Source organism: Mangrovibacter plantisponsor (genome assembly GCF_003182475.1).
In the GTDB taxonomy this organism is placed as follows: Bacteria; Pseudomonadota; Gammaproteobacteria; order Enterobacterales; family Enterobacteriaceae; genus Mangrovibacter; species Mangrovibacter plantisponsor.
Genome location: NZ_QGTS01000012.1, coordinates 134,981 through 156,193, shown reverse-complemented (window position 1 = coordinate 156,193; position 21,213 = coordinate 134,981). Strand labels below are relative to the sequence as shown.

At 44.7% G+C, this 21,213-nt stretch carries 22 protein-coding genes, 1 tRNA gene and 2 pseudogenes; 16 read left to right on the top strand and 9 right to left on the bottom strand.

The window, feature by feature from the left end; genetic code table 11:
- Both DES37_RS25765 and DES37_RS19025 read left to right on the top strand, forming a co-directional pair.
- On the top strand, positions 1-633 hold the full coding sequence (locus DES37_RS25765; RefSeq protein ID WP_211320567.1) for a gp53-like domain-containing protein: 633 nt from the start codon (positions 1-3) through the stop codon (positions 631-633).
- Positions 634-645: 12 nt separating this feature from the next.
- A complete protein-coding gene (locus tag DES37_RS19025; protein ID WP_064599035.1) occupies positions 646-1,113 on the top strand; it encodes a tail fiber assembly protein in 468 nt (155 codons plus the stop codon).
- Here DES37_RS19025 and DES37_RS19020 read toward each other — a convergent pair.
- Both DES37_RS19020 and DES37_RS26215 read right to left on the bottom strand, forming a co-directional pair.
- Positions 1,088-1,540: a tail fiber assembly protein gene (locus DES37_RS19020; protein WP_064599037.1), complete on the bottom strand. Its 453-nt coding sequence runs from the start codon at positions 1,538-1,540 to the stop codon at positions 1,088-1,090. The two genes, DES37_RS19025 and DES37_RS19020, sit on opposite strands and share 26 nt — an antisense overlap.
- A gap of 1 nt (position 1,541) precedes the next feature.
- Positions 1,542-1,850, bottom strand: coding sequence for a gp53-like domain-containing protein (locus DES37_RS26215; protein WP_425451727.1), 309 nt, complete (start codon positions 1,848-1,850; stop codon positions 1,542-1,544).
- Positions 1,851-1,990: 140 nt separating this feature from the next.
- Between DES37_RS26215 and DES37_RS19015 the strand changes: the two genes are divergently transcribed.
- The 3 genes and pseudogenes from DES37_RS19015 to DES37_RS19005 all read left to right on the top strand — a co-directional run.
- Positions 1,991-2,539 carry a recombinase family protein gene (locus DES37_RS19015; protein ID WP_110027322.1) on the top strand — a complete coding sequence of 183 codons (549 nt, stop codon included), beginning with the start codon at positions 1,991-1,993 and terminating at the stop codon, positions 2,537-2,539.
- 413 nt (positions 2,540-2,952) lie between these two features.
- Entirely contained in the window at positions 2,953-3,957 is a 1,005-nt protein-coding gene (locus tag DES37_RS19010; protein WP_110027320.1) for a YiiX/YebB-like N1pC/P60 family cysteine hydrolase, read from the top strand.
- 435 nt (positions 3,958-4,392) lie between these two features.
- Positions 4,393-4,560 (top strand): annotated as a pseudogene (locus DES37_RS19005) (NADP-dependent isocitrate dehydrogenase); the annotation flags it as partial.
- A 172-nt stretch (positions 4,561-4,732) separates the two neighbouring features.
- Here DES37_RS19005 and DES37_RS25920 read toward each other — a convergent pair.
- Positions 4,733-4,864: pseudogene (locus DES37_RS25920) on the bottom strand (integrase); the annotation flags it as partial.
- A 718-nt stretch (positions 4,865-5,582) separates the two neighbouring features.
- On the opposite strand from DES37_RS25920, the gene DES37_RS18995 reads away from it, so the two are divergent.
- From DES37_RS18995 to DES37_RS18955, 8 genes are all read left to right on the top strand, one after another.
- Positions 5,583-5,831 (top strand): GlsB/YeaQ/YmgE family stress response membrane protein, encoded by a 249-nt coding sequence (locus DES37_RS18995; protein ID WP_036108364.1) that lies wholly within the window; start codon positions 5,583-5,585, stop codon positions 5,829-5,831.
- A 718-nt stretch (positions 5,832-6,549) separates the two neighbouring features.
- Positions 6,550-6,625: transfer RNA gene (locus tag DES37_RS18985), tRNA-Lys, on the top strand.
- Between the two features lie 462 nt (positions 6,626-7,087).
- Positions 7,088-7,441 carry a RidA family protein gene (locus DES37_RS18980; RefSeq protein ID WP_110027316.1) on the top strand — a complete coding sequence of 118 codons (354 nt, stop codon included), beginning with the start codon at positions 7,088-7,090 and terminating at the stop codon, positions 7,439-7,441.
- 4 nt (positions 7,442-7,445) lie between these two features.
- On the top strand, positions 7,446-8,084 hold the full coding sequence (locus DES37_RS18975) for a helix-turn-helix transcriptional regulator (protein ID WP_110027315.1): 639 nt from the start codon (positions 7,446-7,448) through the stop codon (positions 8,082-8,084).
- A complete protein-coding gene (locus DES37_RS18970; RefSeq protein WP_342768399.1) occupies positions 8,071-8,880 on the top strand; it encodes a PhzF family phenazine biosynthesis protein in 810 nt (269 codons plus the stop codon). The genes DES37_RS18975 and DES37_RS18970 overlap by 14 nt, the downstream gene beginning before the upstream one ends.
- A gap of 89 nt (positions 8,881-8,969) precedes the next feature.
- A complete protein-coding gene (locus DES37_RS18965; protein ID WP_110027311.1) occupies positions 8,970-9,524 on the top strand; it encodes a winged helix-turn-helix domain-containing protein in 555 nt (184 codons plus the stop codon).
- 346 nt (positions 9,525-9,870) lie between these two features.
- Positions 9,871-10,905 (top strand): adenosine deaminase, encoded by a 1,035-nt coding sequence (locus DES37_RS18960; protein ID WP_170123793.1) that lies wholly within the window; start codon positions 9,871-9,873, stop codon positions 10,903-10,905.
- Positions 10,906-11,151: 246 nt separating this feature from the next.
- Positions 11,152-11,769, top strand: coding sequence for a TetR/AcrR family transcriptional regulator (locus DES37_RS18955; protein WP_110027308.1), 618 nt, complete (start codon positions 11,152-11,154; stop codon positions 11,767-11,769).
- Between the two features lie 14 nt (positions 11,770-11,783).
- Here the strand turns inward: DES37_RS18955 and DES37_RS18950 are convergent, their stop codons facing one another.
- From DES37_RS18950 to DES37_RS18930, 5 genes are all read right to left on the bottom strand, one after another.
- Positions 11,784-12,449, bottom strand: a complete 666-nt coding sequence (locus tag DES37_RS18950; protein WP_110027306.1) for a DUF3313 domain-containing protein — start codon at positions 12,447-12,449, stop codon at positions 11,784-11,786.
- A gap of 209 nt (positions 12,450-12,658) precedes the next feature.
- Positions 12,659-14,824 (bottom strand): catalase/peroxidase HPI, encoded by a 2,166-nt coding sequence (katG, locus tag DES37_RS18945; protein ID WP_110027304.1) that lies wholly within the window; start codon positions 14,822-14,824, stop codon positions 12,659-12,661.
- 312 nt (positions 14,825-15,136) lie between these two features.
- On the bottom strand, positions 15,137-15,568 hold the full coding sequence (locus DES37_RS18940) for a hypothetical protein (protein WP_110027302.1): 432 nt from the start codon (positions 15,566-15,568) through the stop codon (positions 15,137-15,139).
- 96 nt (positions 15,569-15,664) lie between these two features.
- Positions 15,665-17,290: an ABC transporter substrate-binding protein gene (locus tag DES37_RS18935; RefSeq protein WP_245930130.1), complete on the bottom strand. Its 1,626-nt coding sequence runs from the start codon at positions 17,288-17,290 to the stop codon at positions 15,665-15,667.
- Between the two features lie 290 nt (positions 17,291-17,580).
- Positions 17,581-18,033 (bottom strand): NUDIX domain-containing protein, encoded by a 453-nt coding sequence (locus DES37_RS18930; protein WP_211320566.1) that lies wholly within the window; start codon positions 18,031-18,033, stop codon positions 17,581-17,583.
- Positions 18,034-18,238: 205 nt separating this feature from the next.
- On the opposite strand from DES37_RS18930, the gene DES37_RS18925 reads away from it, so the two are divergent.
- Positions 18,239-18,706: a hypothetical protein gene (locus DES37_RS18925; protein ID WP_110027298.1), complete on the top strand. Its 468-nt coding sequence runs from the start codon at positions 18,239-18,241 to the stop codon at positions 18,704-18,706.
- A gap of 55 nt (positions 18,707-18,761) precedes the next feature.
- On the opposite strand, the gene uspF is transcribed toward DES37_RS18925, so the two are convergent.
- On the bottom strand, positions 18,762-19,196 hold the full coding sequence (gene uspF / locus DES37_RS18920; RefSeq protein WP_036108437.1) for a universal stress protein UspF: 435 nt from the start codon (positions 19,194-19,196) through the stop codon (positions 18,762-18,764).
- A gap of 409 nt (positions 19,197-19,605) precedes the next feature.
- On the opposite strand from uspF, the gene DES37_RS18915 reads away from it, so the two are divergent.
- Entirely contained in the window at positions 19,606-20,391 is a 786-nt protein-coding gene (locus DES37_RS18915) for a DsbA family protein (RefSeq protein WP_110027296.1), read from the top strand.
- Between the two features lie 363 nt (positions 20,392-20,754).
- The gene (locus DES37_RS18910) at positions 20,755-21,030 is read left to right on the top strand and encodes a hypothetical protein (protein WP_036108443.1); all 276 of its coding nucleotides are present in this window, start codon (positions 20,755-20,757) and stop codon (positions 21,028-21,030) included.
- Positions 21,031-21,213 lie beyond the last annotated feature (183 nt).

The window sequence follows — 21,213 nt, the reverse complement described above, 5'->3', positions numbered from 1 at the left end:
ATGCATCGTATTGATACATCAACAGCCCAGGCCGACAAGTTCGGCGAGGGCAAGAACGGCTTTACCGGCGGTAACCCGCAAACGGGTGAACTGCCCACAGCGCTGGACGCAGATTATTTTGATTCCATCCAGGAAGAAATTAGCGGCGTTATCGAGGCGGCGGGTATTGCCCTTGATAAAACACAACGTAATCAGTTACTGACAGCGCTGCCATTGCTGTTTTTAAGCCGGGCCAATCCGTTTGCTGACATTGCCGCTGATGGTGCTGCAGCGATTGCCACCTCTCTCGCAAACCTTGGTTTGGGAGATATCGCCCTGGCGGGGGTGTGCACCGGGGTTCTGGATGATGCAGGACACATCGACATACCCATGGTGATTAATGGCGAAAAGAAAAAACTCATCATCCAGTGGGGCAGCACATCAACAACAACATCCGGAGCAACAGTTACGCTCCCGACAACCTTTCCAACCAAATATTGCGCAGGCGTTGGGTGTGAGACCGGGGCTTATGCATCCATAAAAGTGGTCGCAATTATTCCATTATCACTGAGCACTATTGGTGTTTATGGGCGTGCAGCCGGGACATCAACACTGGCTAATACTAATGTGAAATGGATTGTGATTGGTTACTGACAGGAGGGGATTATGCAATTTTCAGTTCAAACGCAGGCTTTTTACGGAGCAGGGTTAAACTTTGGTGACGCCCTGCCATCTGATGCAGTGAGTATTACCGAAGACCAGACTAACAAATTCTATAAAGCCGTTAACAGCGGGTGCTATATCTACCTGATTGATGGCGTACTGACAGCCTCGGAAGCCCGACCCGACAATTACCATTCGTGGGATAGTGAGAATAACACTTGGATACTGACTGATGGTGCAGCAGAACAGCAAAAGCAGGACCAAATTGCATCGGCAGAGAATGAAAAAGAAAACCGGGTAAACGCCGCGCTACAGGATATCAGTGTGCTACAGCTTAAGCTGCAGGCCGGACGCACACTAACCAGTGATGAAACAACCAGGCTCAATACAGTGCTGGATTACATTGATGCGGTAACCGCTATTGATACCAGCACTGCACCAGATATTACATGGCCTGAGTTGTCGGTTTAGTCGGCCAGACAAAGGCGTTATAGCTGGCTTCATCTGTTATTGAGCTGAAGTCCAGCGCCTGGAGCTCGTTGATATAACTTATCCAGGTTGTCAGTGATGTCTTATCATCATCACTGATAGTGCCCAGCAACAATTCTGTCTGCCATATCGATATTTCGCTTTTTGCAGAAGTAATGAGGTTAGCCTGATTTTCTTTTGCTTCGGTGATGAGTTCATCTGTTGTTGGTGCTGGTGTATCAACCCACGCCGGTCCACCTGATGAGTCAGCGCCAAGTTGTTTTCCCTCTAAGGGGGTGGCAAGAAACGTCTGCCATGCAACATCAGTAATTTCTACTGCATCATCAGGCCATGAACCTGCCACATCGTAAGATTTCTTTAACGAATCATCAAAGAAACCAAGTTTTGAAGGTGAAAAATATTTAGTCATTTTAATAACCTGTTGCTTCCCAGTATACGGTAACTGTCCCGGCAGTAGGTGAACCTGCTGAATTTGAAGAAATGGACATTCCCCTCAGAGTAGCCCCAGTATTTGAAGTCGCTGATGGTCTACATGTTTCGCATGTTCCACCAGCTACATCAGTAAGAACTGACGCCTGTAGACTCAAGACTGCATTGGGAAATGTTGTTGGAAATGTTATTGGCGTATTGCCCTCAACAGCATTCTGTGAAACGGTGAGCGATATGGTTGTCGTGCCCCATTGCTTAATTAAATTACGCTTCACGCCATTAATTATCATTGGCGTTGAAATGTATCCGCCCGTTCCCAGAACTCCGGTGCACACCCCCGCCAGGACGATATCTCCTAAACCAAGGTTTAAGAGAATGACCGTTCGTCCGCTATTTGGCATGCTTTCGGCTTTTGCCGGGAGAAATACTTGTGCTGATAGGCTATGTGAGGGTGTCAACAAATGACCAGAACACTGCATTACAACGAAATGCGCTCGAGTGCGCAGGATGTGAGCTAATTTTTGAGGATAAAATCAGTGGAAAGACATCCGACCGCCCTGGGTTAAAAAAGCTTCTCAGGATGCTTTCAGACGGCGATACGCTGGTGGTGTGGAAACTCGACAGGTTAGGGCGCAGCATGCGTCACTTGGTTGTACTGATTGAGGATCTGCGGCAGCGTGGTGTTAACTTTCGCAGTCTGACCGACAGCATTGATACCAGTACCCCGATGGGGCGATTTTTCTTTCATGTCATGGGTGCCCTGGCGGAAATGGAGCGTGAGCTTATTGTAGAACGTACCCGGGCTGGTTTGGCTGCGGCGAGAGAAGAAGGGCGGATCGGTGGCCGCCGTCCAAAGCTGTCACAAGAGCAATGGGCTCAAGCTGGCAGGTTGATAGAGGCTGGTGAACCCAGGAAAAAAGTCGCCATAATTTTTGATGTGGGCATATCAACGTTGTACAAGAAGTTTCCTGCTTCATGACATTTTGCATTGGATTTATAGGCGCTGCAGGTAGGCTTGGTTGGTAATTTTAATGAGGAAATAAATGATTATATATGCTAACTCATTGAAATTATGCTGAGTAAAAATCAAGCATTCCCCCCATTTTTATAACTAACCTAATGAAAGTTAAAGAAATGAGACCGATATAGAAAGACGAGCCTAGGAGTTTCTCTACTGATTAACACACGATTGTGTTAGAAAAGTTATGTTCGCTTCCGACGATGAACGACAAGTCTGGTGACATTAAAAGGCCGCTATGTGTGAGGTAAGGACATTCGTAAACTTTACATTAATGACTATATTTAAGCACTTTAAAAATGGAACTGCATGATTTATAATAAAAAATGTATTTCCTCTCACCAATATTATCGATCGAATAGCTGAATGTCATTATGCGAAAGAAATTATACATTATACAACAAGAAAAATTAGAGATTGGCGATGTAATTTTCACTTCTGAGAAAAGTTTTATAAGTTGGTTCGTGAGGCTGGTTACTTTCAGTAGGTTTTCCCATGTGATGTTACATGTTAATGGTACTACTATTCATTCGGTAAGCGGCGGTGTTTATTCACAAAACCTCCAGCGTCTACTATTTAAGAAACGCTATGAAGTAAAGGTTTTTAGGCCAATAGATAAGTTGACTATTGCTGAAGAATCTAAGATTTGTGAGTATGCAAGAAATAAAGTTTTATCAGTATATGCTTTGCTTGAGACTATCTACGTTGTAATTCCTTTTACAAGCACAGCCAGTAAAAAACAATTTTGCTCTAGATTAGTTGCCCAATCATATAAGGCTGCAGGTAAGATAATTGTAAAAGACCCAAACTACTGCAGTCCAAAACAAATCATGAAGTCTGGTTTTTTTTATGAGGTAGATGATTGTATAAAAATTGCCAGTGAAAAAGAAATTGCGTTTTCCAAAAAATTTAATCCGATACAACTAATTGAAAATAGCACTATATCCATGATAAAAAAAATAAGGTTATCATATGGAGAAAAAATACAAACGATTCATGACATAATAAAACTTTTAATCATCCACCCTGAGGCGGACGATTTTGTTACTTTATTAGCACATGATTTTGGTTATTTTGAACATGCTCAATTCGACTTAAAAATTAATCCATGGAGATATAGTATAAAAGAATTTTTGAATTACGTTGACTTATTGGGATTAAATAATAATCAAATAGATTCATTAGCACATAGAATATATTACGTTGGAGATGAGACAGCAAATGTCCATGCGAATGAATTTTATTTATACAGTGTGCTTCATAAAAAATATAAACTTAATTTCTTCTATGAAAGCATGGAATTATATAAGAGACTTATTAGAACTGATGACATTCGAAAAGGCGTAGCAATTTCAATTCTGTCAAGATTAAGAACATAAAGATATTTTTGTATTTGCTCCCACCACTAAGCGCTGTCTATATGGCGCTTTACTTCAGTTTTCAATATTATATCGTCCTGATTATATTGATAAACGTTATTCCTTATAGCCATGTAAAGCAAATAGTAGCTTAGTGTCAAATTTTAACCTGTTATCCTGAGTGTTAGAACCAAACCCTATAAAGGACTTTTTCTTAGAAATATTTTTAATGCTGCAATTCATCTGTATTCCTTAGAATATTGAGTCTGTATGCTACCAATGTCTGCTTTTGGCACACAAAGCTGCTTGTGAGAAATGCGTCTATTTCTATTCTGCAAAACAGATTTTCTTCCTAGTCAAATCAATAATATATAAAGTCCTGTTTCGGCAGTTTTTTTGGTGCTTTTGTGCGCAGTTAGATCTTTTAAATCAATGAGCTATTATAACTGGTGCTTGATACTGCTGCGCCACATGCAGTGGTTCGAAGCCGCTGACTTAATCGTTAAAGGTATGGAAGGTGCAATCGCTGCCAAAACCGTAACCTACGATTTCGAACGTCTGATGGATGGCGCTAAACTGCTGAAATGTAGCGAGTTTGGCGACGCGATTATCGCGAATATGTAATCTGCGTGGCAGGTTAAAACATAACGGGAGCTAATTAGTTCCCGTTATTTATTATTGCGTTTGGAATGGTTATCAAAATATTATCAAAATAAGTTATCAAAACCCCCCCTCCTGCAGCCGGTTTTGAGTGCTGATTTCAGCACCCTCTGACCAGTGACTGGCGCCCATTTTATTAAGACTGAATTCTTACTTTTATCCAATCTTTGCCACGGTCATCATTATATTTTTCAGTTTGGGAGACAGATTTATGCCCCAATAATTTCTGGGTGTTGATCCCTTGCTCTTTATATAAACGCTCCGATAACAGACAAGGATTCTGGTGACTCCAGCTTACTGACAGTAATCTCAGCCTGTGGAGCACCAGACTGCCAACAGTCAGCTTCAATATTGCAGCTCTGTTTTTTTGTAGCCGTTGCTGGATAAGTAATCGGCAATGTTATTGTATCGTGGGTGCCATAAAATATCACTGAATAGATATGAGCATCAGGGCAGGTAATGTTCACAAAGTGAAAATCATACTGTTTAGCGATATGCGGTGTTTTTTTACTAACACTGGCGTATAAAAATTATATTTTCCTTATCTTCGTTAGTCATTATTCAATCTCGTTGTTTATTTCTATTGGTTTTTTTACAAACCGATTTATATTGTTTTTTCCTGCTGGATAATATTAGTATAAATGTTAAAGATGGTGATTTTTTACGTAAAGCATAAAAACAGCAGATTTTTATAATGCGATAATAAATAACGGGTGTATTTTCTTCATTAACTGATGGGGGGGATTATAATATCTCTATAAATCATGCATCATTAATAACTACACAGGTCGTAAGATATTGATCTTGATTAAATACTCTTCATTCATAGATGACGATGTTTGGTGCGGATGTCAACATAGAGGTGGGATGAATCTTAATTTTTTCAAAATTAAAATGAATTGTGTGTAATATAATCTATGTGGTTTATAAATTGTGCTATGCTTATTTTTCCTTGTGAATGACCAGAGAATAAATGGAGAAATGTTATGGGAATTATTTCATGGATTGTGTTCGGGCTCATAGCAGGTATCCTGGCTAAGTGGATTATGCCGGGTAGAGATGGCGGTGGTTTTATTGTCACTGTTATCCTGGGGGTTATTGGTGCCGTAGTCGGTGGCTGGATAAGTACGTTCTTTGGCTATGGTAAGGTTGATGGTTTTAACCTTGGGAGTTTTGCAGTTGCAGTAATCGGTGCACTGGTTGTGCTTTTTATCTACCGGAAAATAAAAGCATAATAATGTCTTTGCATTCAGAATCTCTTGAGGCCGCATCTGCGGCCTCTGTCATAATTACCCATGTACAGGGGAATGACCGGCAACGTGTTGGTTTCTATTGCTGATTTTAGCGCGCTGAGAACCAGCCTCATTGATATGTGCCAGCGGTGACTTTGCCAACGTTATCATTGCCCTGGTATGCCGACAATGCTGTGTGCCAGTTGGTCGGATCTCCGACAAAATTTCAGGTTGAGGTGAGATGTAGTTTCTGTGCAGAACATCAACTTTGATGCTGTGATCAATGCTGTCCGACAGATGATCGGCATCTTCCGGGCTGTTATCCCAATTAAATATAAGTGCTACCCAAAAGAAAAGCATTGCTGCTACCAGCGTACACACTATCCGAAATATCCACATCATTCGTTATAACGTTAACCAGATTTATCTGTACGACAGCAATGCGAAATGCAAAGTTCATTTTCTTATTTACTTGGTAATAAAGCACATTATGTGAAAACGAGTAATTAATGAGCGATTTAGTATGTTTTGAATGTTAATTGAGCATTTTTATATGGAGTCGCTCAGAAAATGCTCTTCTTTGGTCGATGGCATAGCCGAACAGCGGGAATAAACCCGAGTATATAATCCCTTGTAATTAGAAGGGGTTTTTTATTACATATTGGTGTTGCGGCATGGACATCAGAAGAGTAAATTCTTGCCTCGAATTAGTTTCCCTTATGGGCTGTTAGCTCAGTTGGTAGAGCAGTGGACTCTTAATCCATCGGTCGCGGGTTCGAATCCCTCACAGCCCACCATTGATTTTCAATGTGTTATAAAGATTTTCATTCTCTTGTTTTCCTGAAGAAGTACAAGTCCTGGTTACACCCTCTCAAAATCGCATCAATTTAGTTTGTATATCATGGTACCAGCAGACCTGTCTGCTACTCACAACTATTACCCTGGCAGTTACATTTACAGCTATTTCTCCTGAGAAACAGCAAAGTAACTATCTGCATTATCCTCATTACCAGGCTGAGCCACCCAGTACATCAGGCACTGGCAGCGGTATAAAACTATTCTGAGCAGGATACTGGCCAGAGAGATGTAGGGTGGCAACATGGAAGCACCGGTACGGTGCTGTCGCTCTTCCTGCCAACCTGGTCTGCCTGGAGTGGAAGTAAAATTACAATTTCAACATTTGTTTATTTATAAAAAATTGTTTAAATAAAAACTGCTGGTGCTAATATGCCCACATACGTTAACGATGGGCGGGCAACATGGCAGTAGAGCGTTTTTCCAGCAACAAGCCGTTTCCTTTTTCAGACATAGTGAAGGCCAATGGTTTCATCTTTCTTTCCGGGCAGGTATCAATGGCACAAGATGGTGAGCCACTGAAGGGCTCGGTGGCAGGGCAAACACAATGCATTCTGGATTCGATAGAGACGACGTTATCCCGCGCAGGTGCATCGTTGAATGATGTTGTTCGTGTGCAGGTATGGCTGAGTGACATGGCTCATTTTACAGAATTCAATGCCGCTTATAGCACCCGATTTGCACAAGGGTTTCCTGCACGCACCGTTGTCGCCAGCAAACTCGCTTTTGGGGTGGATGTTGAGAAGTACTGGCGGTAGAACCATGTCTGACTTGCTAATAGCTCTGAAGGGGGCAATGGATGCTCTGCGTACCACACTGGCGACAAATACAGAAGTTGTGTTGCACGATTTAACACAGCCCATAAATTCAGTCATAAGTATTGTTAACGGCCATGTGAGTGGGCGGAGACCGGGAGATGCACTGTTATCCGGGCCAGATGATGACGAAGGTTTTTTAGGATTACTGAGTCCTGCTGAACGTGTGCCATTCAAAGTCTTTGATAACTACAAAACAACGACGAAGTCAGGAAAAGAACTCAATAGTGCTTCAACAATATACTACAGTGACGATGGTATACCGGTGGCTGCCTTTTGCATCAATGTAGATATAGATGTCGTAAACAGGCTCAAACGTGAATTGGATATATTGTTACCGTCACCATCAACACATGAGCAAGACACGTTAAACGACATTATTCCTGCCCAGTCTTTTGATGAAATCATTTCAAAATTCCGCCAGACCGGCGCGGAAAATAATCTTCAATTCAGGAAGCGTGTCGTGGCTGAATTACAAAACATGGGATTCTTCAAAGTTAAAGGCAGTGTGAATCATATTGCCCAGGTACTTGGTGTTTCCCGGTACACTATTTACAATTATCTGGAAAAGAATGATGACAAATAATAATCCAAATACTATCCCTTATTATCAGGTGGATGCTTTTACCACTCGCCCATTTGGTGGCAATCCTGCGGGCGTTTGTCCATTAACAGAATGGCTGAGTGATAAAACATTGCAGGCAATTGCTGCCGAAAATAATCTGTCGGAAACTGCATTTTTTATCCCGGTTGAAGGTGGATACCATTTGCGCTGGTGTACGCCTGCTGTTGAGGTTGACCTGTGTGGTCATGCAACACTTGCGGCATCCTGGGTTTTGTTCAATAAACTGGGCTTTACTGGAAAAGTGATTCGTTTCTTTACTCGCAGTGGGGTGCTGGAAGTTTCCCGGCATGATAACGAATATTGTATGGATTTCCCGGCGAAACAGATGGTATCTATTGAAACACCAGCAGGCCTGTTGGCTGCGCTGGGTATTTCTGATGGTATCGTTGGGGTCTGGCAATCAGATGACCTGGTTGTACTGGTGGAGAATAAAGCCATCATTGATGGGTTATCGCCGGATTTTAATGCACTCAAGGTTTTCAAAACTCGTGGTGTTGTGGTTACAGCTGCCGATGAAGAGTTTGATTTCGTTTCGCGCTGGTTCGGACCACAAGTGGGTGTAAATGAAGACCCGGTAACAGGCTCCGCTCATACTTTCCTTGCCCCTTTCTGGGCTAAGCGGTTGGGTAAATTAACGTTATCAGCACGGCAAGGTGGTGTGCGCCAGGGGACGTTGCGTTGTGTAATACGAGATAACGAGCGGGTTGCGATATATGGTTCAGCGCGTATGGCTATCGAAGGGGTATTTAGTTTGTAACACGAACATTGCCCCGACCTGGTAGTTATGGTGCCAGGCTCTGCCTGAGCCAGAACTCATTCTGGTACAACGAGTTTTATGTTGCAAGTATGGCTCTGATGGAAGAGTTCGACTGTTATATTGACAACTGGAAGCTGGATTTTTCTGGCGAAAGCCTTGTTCATAACGACACCGGTGAAATCAGAAAACTGGGTGAATACCCGTTCCGGCTGCTGTCTGAACTGGCAGGAAACGCCGGAAAAGTACTATTAAAGGAAGAATTACTTGCTGCTGTCTGGCCTGGCAGAGTTGTCGGTATCAATAGTTTGCTGACTGCGGTTCATTCAGTACGCAAGGCGGTGGATGATGACGGGCATCAACAAAAAATTATCCACACTGTGCCAAAGGTTGGTTACTGCCTGTCTGAAGCGCACTTGCGCCAGGAGCCAAGAAAACACACCGGGCCGGCGGAACCTGAAGCGGTATCTGCTTTACACCCTGGCAGTGGCTGCCATCCACAGAATAGGCATTCTGCAGTGGGTGGATCAGCACCAGCAAATACCTCTTCGGGAACAACGGTACACCGGAGTGTGCCTGAGCGCTGTGTCATCGCTCTTATCATCATTACTGCGTATATCGCTATTTGTCTGGATTTATTCTGGTAACAATATGCTGGTGCTCATTGCCTGTCCGGCTTTACTCATTGCGCGGTAGTGGGCCTGAGTTGTATTAACACTGCACATTTCACGCAATATCGCTCACAAAATCTGCTGTCATTTCGCTGATGCTCATTCTCTATTGATTCATGGGGTTTTTAACTGTATTTGGTATTTATTCTGGAAAGTTGTTGCACAAGCACCACTGCGGGGGCTGGCTATACTTTTGCTTATTGGCGCTGCCTTCAGGCAAACCAGCAATGTACTTGACTGAATGAAACTTGATTCTGCCCGTGTGAAGATGTGGCGAATGACTTCATCTCTGATGAATAAAAACCAAACAAAGAGAGTGCTTATGCAAAATACGCCATCGCTTATTGAAAAAGTGTCCCGGGCCCCCAAGGCCGAGTTGCATGTACACATAGAAGGCACTCTGGAGCCAGAACTAATTTTTAAACTCGCGCAACGGAATAATGTTCCTTTGGCCTGGCCTACAGTGGACGATTTACGCCTGGCGTATCAGTTCACCTCTTTGCAGTCTTTCCTGGATATCTATTATGCCGGTACCAGTGTGCTGCAAACGGAAGACGACTTCTATGAAATGACTTCAGCCTATCTCGACAATGCCTGTCAAAATGGTGTCATTCATGCTGAGATCTTTTTCGACCCGCAGAGCCATACATCCCGCGGTATTGGTTTTGACGTGTTTATTCCTGGAATGATCAGAGCACTCGAAAACGCTCGTGAAAAAGGGATTTCAACTCAACTGATCATGTGCTTTTTACGCCATTTACCGGAATCAGATGCACTGAAAACCTTTGCAGATTCACGTGAATGGTTCAGCCGCCACCCAGAATGGCTGACCGGTGTTGGTCTTGATTCTTCCGAGAACGGAAATCCGCCGGAGAAATTTGCCCGCGTGTTTGCCAGAGCTAAAGCGGCAGGGCTCCGGCGAGTTGCCCATGCCGGCGAAGAGGGGCCAGTAGAGTACATTTGGCAGGCATTGCAGCTACTTGATAGTGAACGAATTGATCATGGAGTCCGAAGCCTTGACGATCCTGACCTTATCGCTCACCTTAGTGATACACAGATGCCATTGACAGTATGCCCTTTGTCTAACGTCAAATTGCGGGTATTCGATACCATGGCCGATCATAATTTGCGTGAACTGTTACAGGCCGGGGTTAATGTGACCATCAATTCAGACGACCCGGCATATTTTGGCGGGCATGTGAACGCGAACTACGAATCTGTCATTGATGCCCTGCAATTAACTGAAAGCGAATGCTATACCTTGCTGGAAAATAGCCTGATGTCTGCGTTTGTAGATACTCCTACTCGCGAACAGATGGTCGCAAGGCTAAATGATTTCTGGCAGAAAACACATTAACTGAGTCGAGACGGCAGTGAATGAAACCGGGAAAGCCTGCGGGCTTTCCATTCAGATGGCAAATTCGGTTTTGAGTTAATGTACCAACCCTTGCTGGTAGCGTAATCAATTCACATTCAGGTGAGCATCTGGCTCCTCTCAGGTGCAATACTGCTGGGGTATTTACTGTTAAGCAACAGCATGAAGTCACTTTTCTGAACCAGATGGTTTTGTTATGCTTTGGATTTCATAAGTCATGGAGAGAATATGCGCACACTGACCGACGAGAAAAAAAACGCTATCCTGGCTGCCGCATCAGCCGTTTTTCAGGAGCAGGGTTATGAGCGGGCATCCATGAATGAAGTTGCTCGCCGTGCTGGTGGCTCTAAAGCCACGCTGTACAATTACTTTCCCTCCAAAGAAGCGTTGTTTGAAGCAGTTGTGCGGTTATACAGCACGAGTTTCCTGACTCGCGCAGCTGAGGAACTGGCTGTTGACAACGCGGCAGGGAGCACTCTGGAAGAAACACTTCGGCATTTCGGTGAGGGTCTGTTGTCTGTTCTGACTACTGACCGCCAGGCATTGCAGCTTTACCGGGTGGTGGTGGGGGAAGCCGGGCATTCCAATATTGGCGAGTTATTTCTGATATCTGGTGTCCGGGATAGTATGGAAAGCCTTGCCTGCCTGATGCAGAAGTATATCGATGCTGGTGTGCTGCGGGCAGGGGATCCCATGGTCAGAGCTAAGCAATTTTCTGCCCTGGTAACTGCGGAAGTGGATGATTTGTTATTGCAAAAGGAGATGAGGCGCTATTCTGATGCCCAGATTGTTGCTATGGTTCAGGATGCTGTTGCGCTTTTCATGATGGGAGCAAAAGCATCCTGAAAAATTCATTATCCTCAGAGCATTTTTAGCAGTTCGTCTGCACCTTTATCTATTCCGGTTTTCGCCGCACTGAGTGAGCCAAATGTTGCCCCGATGTTCATGGCATTGGGGTATTGTTCGGCAACATAAGCCAGCAGGCGCTCATCTGTTTTTGAATCATATACTTCAACCGCATAGTTAACATAGCCACTCATCAAACCGCGTTTGCCTCGTACCGACTGAACGATGTTATATGGCCCTCCGGCAAGATCAAATTTAGTAAATGTACCAATAACCTGAGGCGTTGTATCTGCACCAGTAAGTGTCAGTTTCAGGTGCAGAGTATTGGCTGAAGGTGTATGTGTAAGGGTAAATCGCTTGCTGAGGGTGTTGGTAAATGTTTTTTGCATATAATCAGCAAGTTGCTTGCGATCATCTACAGACATGTCATTGAATTGCCCGTCACTTCCCTGGTAAAGATCCACCGGGTCGATGATTATCTGGTCATATTTTTTCCAGTCTACTGTTGGTGCATAGTGAAACGGAATGGTGTCACTGTTTTTATCCGTATTGGGCGTCATTTCATAAGAGGACTCAACCCCGCTATAGCGCGTTGGCGCTGTGCTGGTACAGCCTGCAGTGATAATTATCCCTGTAAGTACAGCAAGATGTACTGAGTTCTTGATTACAAATGATGTCATTTCGTGTTCCTCATGGGCTGTTGTGTCTGCTTCAGTAAATTATAATAACTGAACTGTACAGTATAGTTATCGTAATTGACAAGACATATGTCAGCGTAAAGAAATATGAATGAGAGGAAGGTGATTGAATGAGGTGAAGAACTTAAAGACTCAAAGACAAGGTAAGCACAGCTCCGGCCATGCTTACCTTAAAAAGGATTACCAGAAAATTACAGCAAGTCAAAACGATCCAGGTTCATGACTTTTGTCCAGGCAGAAACAAAGTCCTGAGCAAATTTCTGTTTGGCGTCGCTGCTTGCATAAACTTCAGCAAGTGCGCGCAATACTGAGTTAGAACCGAATACCAGGTCGGCACGCGTTGCTGTATAGCGCAATTCTCCACTGCGACGGTCAGTGCCTTCATACACTTCTTTGCTTTCATCTGCTGCTTTCCATGCTGTGCCCATATCCAACAGGTTTACAAAGAAATCATTGCTGAAGACACCCGGGTTTTCGGTGAAAACACCGTGATTGCTACCGTCAAAGTTAGCTCCCAATACACGCAGGCCACCAACCAGCACCGTCATCTCTGGAGCAGTCAATGTCAGTTGCTGTGCTTTATCGATAAGCAATGATTCCGTGCTGGCTTTCCCGGCAACACGGCGGTAATTACGAAAACCGTCAGCAACGGGCTCAAGCACAGCAAAACCTGCGATATCGGTTTGATCCTGACGGGCATCTACACGCCCAGGTGTAAAGGGAACAGGTACAGAAACCCCGGCAGCTTCCAGCGATTTCTCAATACCCACTACACCTGCCAGCACGATGACATCAGCCAGCGAGATTTTGCCGGATGCCTGTTGAATAGCTTCCAGTTTCGGCAATACCTGAGCAGGAATAGTGTTAACTTCCCAGCCCTTTTGCGGAGCAAGTGCCAGGCGTGCTCCGTTAGCGCCACCGCGCTTGTCTCCACCGCGGAAAGTGGATGCTGAAGCCCAGGCAACAGAAACTAGTTCACTGACAGACAAGCCCGATTCAGCAATCGCGTTTTTAACGCTACTAATATCTGCCGCAGTTGGTGCGTGCGTTGCTGCTGGTAGCGGATCCTGCCAGATCAAATCTTCTGCAGGAACTTCCGGGCCAATATAGCGTGATTTCGGCCCCATATCGCGGTGAGTCAGTTTGAACCATGCACGCGCAAAAGCTTCATTGAATGCTTGTGGATCATTCAGGAAACGGCGAGAGATTTTTTCAAAATCGGGGTCGAAACGCAGAGTTAAATCGGTCACCAACATTGTGGGTTTACGCTTCTTGCCAGGCTCAAATGGGTCTGGAATCAAGTCTGGTGCATCTTTTGCTTCAAACTGAATGGCTCCTGCCGGGCTGCGTGTCTGTGTCCATTCAAACTTGAAAAGGTTCTCAAAGAAGTAGTTGCTCCACTGAGTTGGCGTTTGGGTCCAGGCGACTTCAAGACCGGAAGTGATGGCATCTGCGCCTGCGCCACTGGCATAACTGCTTTGCCACCCAAGCCCCTGGGCTTCTATTGGTGCTGCTTCTGGTTCCGGGCCAACATGTGTTGCCGGGCCTGCGCCATGGGTTTTACCCAGGGTGTGCCCGCCAGCAATCAGTGCCACAGTTTCTTCGTCATCCATGCCCATATTGCCAAAAGTCGCACGAATCGCCGGGGCTGCTGAACGCGGGTCACCGCTGGCATCCGGGCCTTCAGGGTTTACATAGATAAGACCCATCTCGGTTGCTGCCAACGGGTTTTTTGCCAGAGCTTCAGGGTGGCGGTGTGCCAGCCAGGTTTTTTCTTCACCCCAGTTGACGTCGAGATCCGGCTCCCATACATCTTCACGGCCAGCACCAAAGCCAAAGGTACGGAACCCGGCATTTTCGAGTGCGACGTTACCGGCAAGAATAATCAGGTCAGCCCATGAGATTTTTTGCCCATACTTCTGTTTAACCGGCCACAACAGACGGCGGGCCTTATCCAGGCTGACGTTATCGGGCCAGGAGTTAAGAGGTGCAAAACGTTGCTGACCACGGCCTGAACCACCACGGCCATCTTCCATACGGTAAGTACCGGCACTGTGCCAGGCCATACGGATGAACAAACCGATATAGCTTCCCCAGTCGGCAGGCCACCAGGATTGAGAATCGGTCAGAACATTTTTGATATCACCTTTCAGGGCGGAAAAATCCAGCTTTTTGAATTCAGCTCTGTAATTAAAAGCTTCGCCTAACGGATTGGAACGACTGGAATGCTGATTTAACAGGTCTACACGCAGCTGGTCAGGCCACCAGTCCGCATTATGCGTTCCGTTACCTGCACTTTGTGTCGCTTCGTTAGAGTGGAAGGGACATTTTGAAACGCTATCACTTGAATTGCTCATTTCTGGCTCCGTATGCTTCCTGAGGATTGTCTGGTGTTATTCATTCATTCCTGTAGAGGATGTTCCTAAGCTATCTGTTCCTTTCAATAATAGATAATTGAATCAACCCACGGATTTGATAGTTTTTTCCTTTGTGCACAATCTAGCATTTACCGATAAAAACAACTGTAAGTATAAGGCTATTTTTGTCAGCAAAGTCCGAAAGCCAGATTTTTCTACCGACTATTCTACGGGCAGGCAAATAGAAACAGGCCATCTCACATGGCCTTAAAAGGAGGCTACAAAAGGGGAACTGTATTCAGCCCGATTTTGTTAATTATGAAGCGTGAAGGTCTGAATGTTCAGGTGATGGGAAAGCTCACGCAATATGGTGACATAGGCGATAAAACCAGGTTCGTCCGGAAACTCACCCTGGCGTTTTGGACGGCCCGCGATGATATCTGCAATATCGTTAAAGAGGCACTCAATTTTATCCTGGGTAAGTTCTTGTTGGCTGCCGGTGCTGAGAGCTACTGACTGAATCCAGCTATCGTTGCACTTTTGGTTTGAGTCCAGGTTACGCAGTAATTTTTCGGCATGGATACAATTTTCCACAACCATTATTGCGTTTTCCACATCCTGCTCACTGGGGTAGGGGGTCTGGGTAAATTGTGCCGCCAGGCTTGCATAGCCTATGCTGAGTGTCACGGGCGGGGTGCTGAATTCCACCTTGTCGGGGCCAATGATAAGTGTGTGAGTTGCCATAGGTAAACGGACCTTGATGTCAGAATGTTATTATCATCATAGTCCTTTGACTGCAAAGAAAAAAGTGCGGCTTATTGTGCCGCACTTGTAGCGGGGTTAGTGCTTAATGATGTACATATCCCTGGTCAAATAGAAACCAAGTGGAGAAACGGTAAAGCCTCCTATGAAGGGTTTTACCAGTTGGTTTTGAACATAGTAGTAAACAGGGATGGCAGGAATATCACGGGACAGAATATCGCTGGCAGTCTGGTAATCCTGCTTTATTTTGTCGGGTGAACTGTCTTCACTGGCCTGCTTCAGTGCTTTATCGAAGTCAGGGTTACTGTACTTGGTTGTATTTTGTGTATCGTTAGTGCGGAAAGTATTAAAGAATGTTGATGGCTCATTGTAATCAGCAAGCCATGTATAGCGCACAAGATCAAAATTACCCTGGCGCATTGTTTCCAGCATAGTTTTCCATTCCTGGTTACTCATGCTGACATTTGCACCCAGATTTTTCTTCCACATTGATGTTGCTGCAATAGCTATCCGCTGGTGATCCTGGGAAGTATTGTAGAGTAAATTGAGTGATAATGGGTGTTGGGCATTAAATCCGGCTTCAGCAAGCAATTTTTTGGCTTCGGTATTTCGTTTTTCTTGTGACCATGCTGCATAATCAGGTGGGGTAAACTTCATTCCACCAATATTTAACGGCATTAACGTGTCTGCGGGCTTTTGACCCTGGCCAACAACTTTTTCAGCAATGATTTTTTTGTTCAGTGCCAGGTTTAGCGCTTCACGCACCCGAATATCATTAAATGGTGCTTTGGCAGTATTAAATTTGTAGTAATAGACCCCGAGCAGGTCAGTACTGTGAACCTGGTCAGTATATGTTTTTTTTAGTGCCTGGTACTGAATAGTAGGAATAGTATCAGTGATATCTATTTCACCTGTTTTATAGCGATTGACCATTGCTGCCTGATCAGCTATGGGTAAATATGTAACCTGATTAATAACGGTTGCTTTATTATCCCAGTATTTATCATTACGCTCAGCAACCAGTTTTTCATTTACTACCCATTGCGTGGGTTTATAGGCACCACTGGTGACGATATTCTCTGGCTGTGTCCATTTATTCCCATATTTTTCAACATCTGCTTTGCTTACCGGGAACAGTGATGGGTGGCCGACAAATTGTAAAAAATAAGAGACAGGTTGTGAAAGTGTTACCTGCACAGTAGTGTCATTAATTGCTTTTACACCCAGTTCTGTTGCTGGCATTTTGCCATCAGCGATAGCTTCGGCATTAAGTATGTGCGCGTTGGCGGCGAATGATGCATAAGGTGATGCTGTTTTAGGGTCAACCAGGCGTTGCCAGCTAAATACCACATCCTCGGCAGTGACCGGCTTCCCATTTGACCAAACGATTCCCGGACGTAAGTGAAATGTCCAAACTGTATTATCTTTATTTTCCCATTTATCAGCCAGGTCAGGTACGATTTTACCCTGTGGAGTAATGTTCACCAGTCCGCTGAAACAGTCCAAAATAATATTAAATGCTTCGTTGCTCTCAGCCAGTTGTGGATCGATTGTGGCGGGCTCTGAGCCGTTGTTTCTAACCAGTACTTGCTTACTGGATAGCGTAACATTAGCAGGGACTGTTGCAGCAAAAGTCTGACTGACGGGTAAGGCAGCAGCAATTATTGTGTAAAGAGCAAGTTGTTTCTTATAGGTTTGAAACATGACTATCCTCATTATAGTGAGAGCTTAACGCTCTTGATGTGGTTGTTGTTATAACGGCTAATTAATGTAGTTGATTGAGCCAGCCTGTGTTGGCTCTGTGGCTGGTGTCATCAATGATGATAGTAGGCGTGTAACATGCAAAAAAATGCGACAAACAATAACAAAATATTGAATTTTTACATCTATAAGAAAAATGCATTATGTAATATGTCACGGAAGAATAGCAGTGGAAAAAACACCATTATTATCTATTTTTCTTATCTGTTTTGTGCATGCAATTATTGACAGTTTCAAAAGTTTCGGTTGCTAAAAAAATAGTTAAATACCGGCTGTTGCCAGGGAACCAGTTTCAGTTGTGAAAACTGCTCTTCAAGCATGAAACCAAACCCGGCACCTTCATAAAGTTGAATATCGGCAGGGGTTATTACAAGGTTGAGATGGTAAACATACATTAATTCACGACCGGTTTCTGACGCCAGTGTAACAGCAAGGGGTTGGAACATTTTCTGAGCAGGAGCCAGGCCTGTTTCCTCTTCGAGCTCTCGTCGGGCGGCATCCAGCGGGGTTTCGCCTGTTTCAATGGCACCACCAAATAATGACCAGTGGCCAGGAAAACGTATGGGTTTATTTTCATCCCTAAGTTGCAACACGATGCGCCCTGTTGGGTCAGTAAGCAGTAACATTGCTGCCTGTTTTTTCCCCGGGTTGCGGATATCAGTTAGTGCAAAGAATTCTTTGGTCACTGGCAGTCACCTGTACATTTACTTTGCATGTTAGCTTACAGCTCCCCTCAGGAGTGGCAATGCCTGGGCACTATTTTTTTACTCATCATTTGTTTGCAGTTGATTTGTAAAGCTATGCCTTTAAGAGAATCAGACTATTGCTCAGAGGATAAAAACTGATTACTGTGTTTATATACAGTAATTGGTGAGTTACAAGGAATGGATTATGAATGATTCTCCTATGATGAGTGTTATCCATGCAAAAATGGATCTGCTGGAGTTAGCTTCTTTGTGTGAATCACTGGTTGGTGAACTTCTGGAGGCTGCGCATCATCCCACGCGAATGGCGTTATGTGGCAAATTATTGTGTGCCCTGGAGTCACTAAAATATGTGCTGGATTCGCCCGTGCCAGCACATTGTGTGCAGGCACTTACAGGAACAGCCGAAGAAGTAAGGAGTATGCCTTTTCTTCTGGGGGCTGAATCCCAGACATTAAGGCAATACTGTGCCTCGCTCACTTTAGTGTTGCTGAGCGGAACGCTGCTTGAAGAAGACCGGCAAATTATCACCGGGTTGCTTTTTGACCTGGTTAATCACCTGCGGGATGATATCCATACACCCTGTTTCATTAAGACGCCGGAAGGGATTGTAAATATGTATGGCGACAGTGTTGAGACATTCTCCTGGGCATAAAAACATCCCGGTGGCGCAAATGCCACCGGGATAGTTACACACAGCGGTCATGAACTTAACGTACAACAAGTACCGGGCAGGTGGCGTGACGTACTACAACTGCCGCATTCGAACCCAGTAAATATGTCGTCACACTGGGTTTATGGGATGCAATAACAATCACACTGGCATCAATGTCTTTTGCAAGGTTTAAAATTTGATCCTTAGGTGCGCCCCAGGTGACATGTTTTTCGACCCGGTCTTCGGGTATTGAAAAACGGGCAATAACATCGTCGAGTTTCTTGCCAGCCTCTCCGAGAATGTCATCTTTCTCTGGTAATTCAGCAGAATAAGCCAGACCCAGTGTTGTGTAGTAAGGAAGCGGCGGTATAACCGTTAGAAAATGTACCTGGGCATCTTCCAACTTTGCCAATGTTTCGACGTGGGGAACAACCATTTCAGTTAGTTCAGGTTCCGTAACATCGACGGGCACCAGTATCGTTCGATACATAGACAACCTCCTTTTTGTGTTAATGCATGTTGATCGTAGCCTTTATCTCCCCAGCCTGGCGAGACGCAAGTACCAGAATTGAGAGAAACAACTCTATGGCGTGTTATGTCAGTGAGCCCCGGGAACCGGTAATTTGTTATAAACTCAGCAAGAATGGATCAATATGTTAATGGCGAGGAGTATCTATTTCACTCACCCGATAAGATTCGGGTATCTGCTGGCCTGATGGTGTTTTTCTGTCAGAAGCGTGTGTAGCAATTATCATATTATGCCCGGAAACGGGGAGCTTCACAGCCGCAGGTATCTGAACTAACCCGTTTATGTTGTGGTACACCGGCCCTGGCTTACCCGATGAGATACTCAAGCCAGGGGGCACTGTAATGCGTTATTAAACACAAGAAGACTTTTGATGCTGAAGAAAATAATCTCTGTTGTTGTATCTGGTTGCTTACTGGCAACGTTTGCAGCAAGTGCTGAAGATGCTGCCTCTGGTTTTACCGCAGCACAACAAGCTGAAATTGGGAAAATTGCTGCAGATTACCTGGTTGCCCACCCTGAAGTTCTGGTGCAGGCAAGCCAGAAACTTCAGGAGCAACAGCAAGCTGAACAGCAGCAAACGATGTTGAAACAAGTATTACAAAACCAGAAATCACTGCTGGATGATAAAAGCACACCAACAGTTGGCCCGGCTGATGCCAAAGTTGCTGTGATTGAGTTTTTTGATTACCAGTGTGTGTACTGTAGCCATTTGGCGCCTGAGCTGGAAGCCACAATGAAGAGTAACCCTGGTGTTCGTTATATCTTTAAGGACTGGCCGATTTTCGCCCAACGCTGGACCAATTCATTAACTGCGGCTGAACGCGGGTTGGCTGTTTGGCAACAAAAGGGGCCTGCTGCTTATATTGCGTATCATAACGCTGTGTACAATACCGGCCATTTTGAAGGCGCCCTTACCACCAAAGATATTGACTCAGCAACCCGGGCTGCTGGGGCTCCGGTTAGCATTAAGGCCAAAAATGCTGAAGAAATATTCACCACTAACAGTGAGCTTGCACAGGCAATAGGCCTCACGGGGACTCCAGGTCTTATCGTAATGCCAGTTTCAGGTGCAAACCCGCAAAATACGACTGTGTTGCCAGGCGCAGTGCCTGCTGAAGAGTTACAGTCTGCTATAACCAGAGCTATGCACCCTTAACATGGCGACCAGGTTCAGGGCCATGTTTACTGTAGCCTGGCCTGAACCTGGTGATGTGTTTTCCCTCAATACCTCACAGCCCGGAAAATTCACCTACACTTTATTCCAGAGCCTGAGCTCAGCATTAAATTAACGGCATAACGGGTAACGACTTGTGGAATAAATGGGCAGAAAGTGAGTGAATGATATCGCGTCATTCTTTTTAGCAACGGTTATCCTGGCTGTTTTAAATTTATTGGTAAGACTCCGTGCATGTTAAAATTATCCTTATAAATCAATGGTGTTTTTGGTAAATCATACTTTTTACGTAGAGACATTTATTTAGCCGAATGATATGCCATTAACCTGACTGCAGGGGCTATTTTGTTTCCTGCTGGTGCGCAAGGTAAGGATGAAGTCGGGGTGCCCATGAAAGAAGAGCAAAAGTACGAAACTTTCCCACTCGCTGGGTTAGATATTCGCATCGCAAAAGATTACGATGCGTTGATTGTTACCCCTCAGTTCCTGGCTACACCAACAGACCCCACAGTTCACAGCGACAAAAACTTTTTGCTGAGTAAAGAAACCGCACTTGAGTTGATTGAACTCTTACAAAATGCTGTGGGTATGCTGAACACCCCTCCTGATATGAAGCATTAACAGGCGAGCAGGTTGGTGGACGAAACATAAAGAGGGGCTGGCTACTTAATCGGTTTGCTGCAATGGTGTGAATCACCTCGCGTTATTCATTTTTCTGCGCAGGTTTTTCTGTTCCGGGCCGATAATGAAAGTATAACCACGCTTTGTGGTGAGGTTAAGTTACCTCCTGCCCGGACAATTGCA

What these genes read in the sequence shown, in the direction of transcription:
- DES37_RS25765 (WP_211320567.1), top strand. Translation starts at nt 1, where the DNA reads ATGCATCGTATTGATACATCAACAGCCCAGGCCGACAAGTTCGGCGAG.
- DES37_RS19025 (WP_064599035.1), top strand. Translation starts at nt 646, where the DNA reads ATGCAATTTTCAGTTCAAACGCAGGCTTTTTACGGAGCAGGGTTAAAC.
- DES37_RS19020 (WP_064599037.1), bottom strand. Translation starts at nt 1,540, where the DNA reads ATGACTAAATATTTTTCACCTTCAAAACTTGGTTTCTTTGATGATTCG.
- DES37_RS26215 (WP_425451727.1), bottom strand. Translation starts at nt 1,850, where the DNA reads ATGATAATTAATGGCGTGAAGCGTAATTTAATTAAGCAATGGGGCACG.
- DES37_RS19010 (WP_110027320.1), top strand. Translation starts at nt 2,953, where the DNA reads ATGCGAAAGAAATTATACATTATACAACAAGAAAAATTAGAGATTGGC.
- DES37_RS18995 (WP_036108364.1), top strand. Translation starts at nt 5,583, where the DNA reads ATGGGAATTATTTCATGGATTGTGTTCGGGCTCATAGCAGGTATCCTG.
- DES37_RS18980 (WP_110027316.1), top strand. Translation starts at nt 7,088, where the DNA reads ATGGCAGTAGAGCGTTTTTCCAGCAACAAGCCGTTTCCTTTTTCAGAC.
- DES37_RS18975 (WP_110027315.1), top strand. Translation starts at nt 7,446, where the DNA reads ATGTCTGACTTGCTAATAGCTCTGAAGGGGGCAATGGATGCTCTGCGT.
- DES37_RS18970 (WP_342768399.1), top strand. Translation starts at nt 8,071, where the DNA reads ATGATGACAAATAATAATCCAAATACTATCCCTTATTATCAGGTGGAT.
- DES37_RS18965 (WP_110027311.1), top strand. Translation starts at nt 8,970, where the DNA reads ATGGCTCTGATGGAAGAGTTCGACTGTTATATTGACAACTGGAAGCTG.
- DES37_RS18960 (WP_170123793.1), top strand. Translation starts at nt 9,871, where the DNA reads ATGCAAAATACGCCATCGCTTATTGAAAAAGTGTCCCGGGCCCCCAAG.
- DES37_RS18955 (WP_110027308.1), top strand. Translation starts at nt 11,152, where the DNA reads ATGCGCACACTGACCGACGAGAAAAAAAACGCTATCCTGGCTGCCGCA.
- DES37_RS18950 (WP_110027306.1), bottom strand. Translation starts at nt 12,449, where the DNA reads ATGACATCATTTGTAATCAAGAACTCAGTACATCTTGCTGTACTTACA.
- katG (WP_110027304.1), bottom strand. Translation starts at nt 14,824, where the DNA reads ATGAGCAATTCAAGTGATAGCGTTTCAAAATGTCCCTTCCACTCTAAC.
- DES37_RS18940 (WP_110027302.1), bottom strand. Translation starts at nt 15,568, where the DNA reads ATGGCAACTCACACACTTATCATTGGCCCCGACAAGGTGGAATTCAGC.
- DES37_RS18935 (WP_245930130.1), bottom strand. Translation starts at nt 17,290, where the DNA reads ATGTTTCAAACCTATAAGAAACAACTTGCTCTTTACACAATAATTGCT.
- DES37_RS18925 (WP_110027298.1), top strand. Translation starts at nt 18,239, where the DNA reads ATGAATGATTCTCCTATGATGAGTGTTATCCATGCAAAAATGGATCTG.
- uspF (WP_036108437.1), bottom strand. Translation starts at nt 19,196, where the DNA reads ATGTATCGAACGATACTGGTGCCCGTCGATGTTACGGAACCTGAACTA.
- DES37_RS18915 (WP_110027296.1), top strand. Translation starts at nt 19,606, where the DNA reads ATGCTGAAGAAAATAATCTCTGTTGTTGTATCTGGTTGCTTACTGGCA.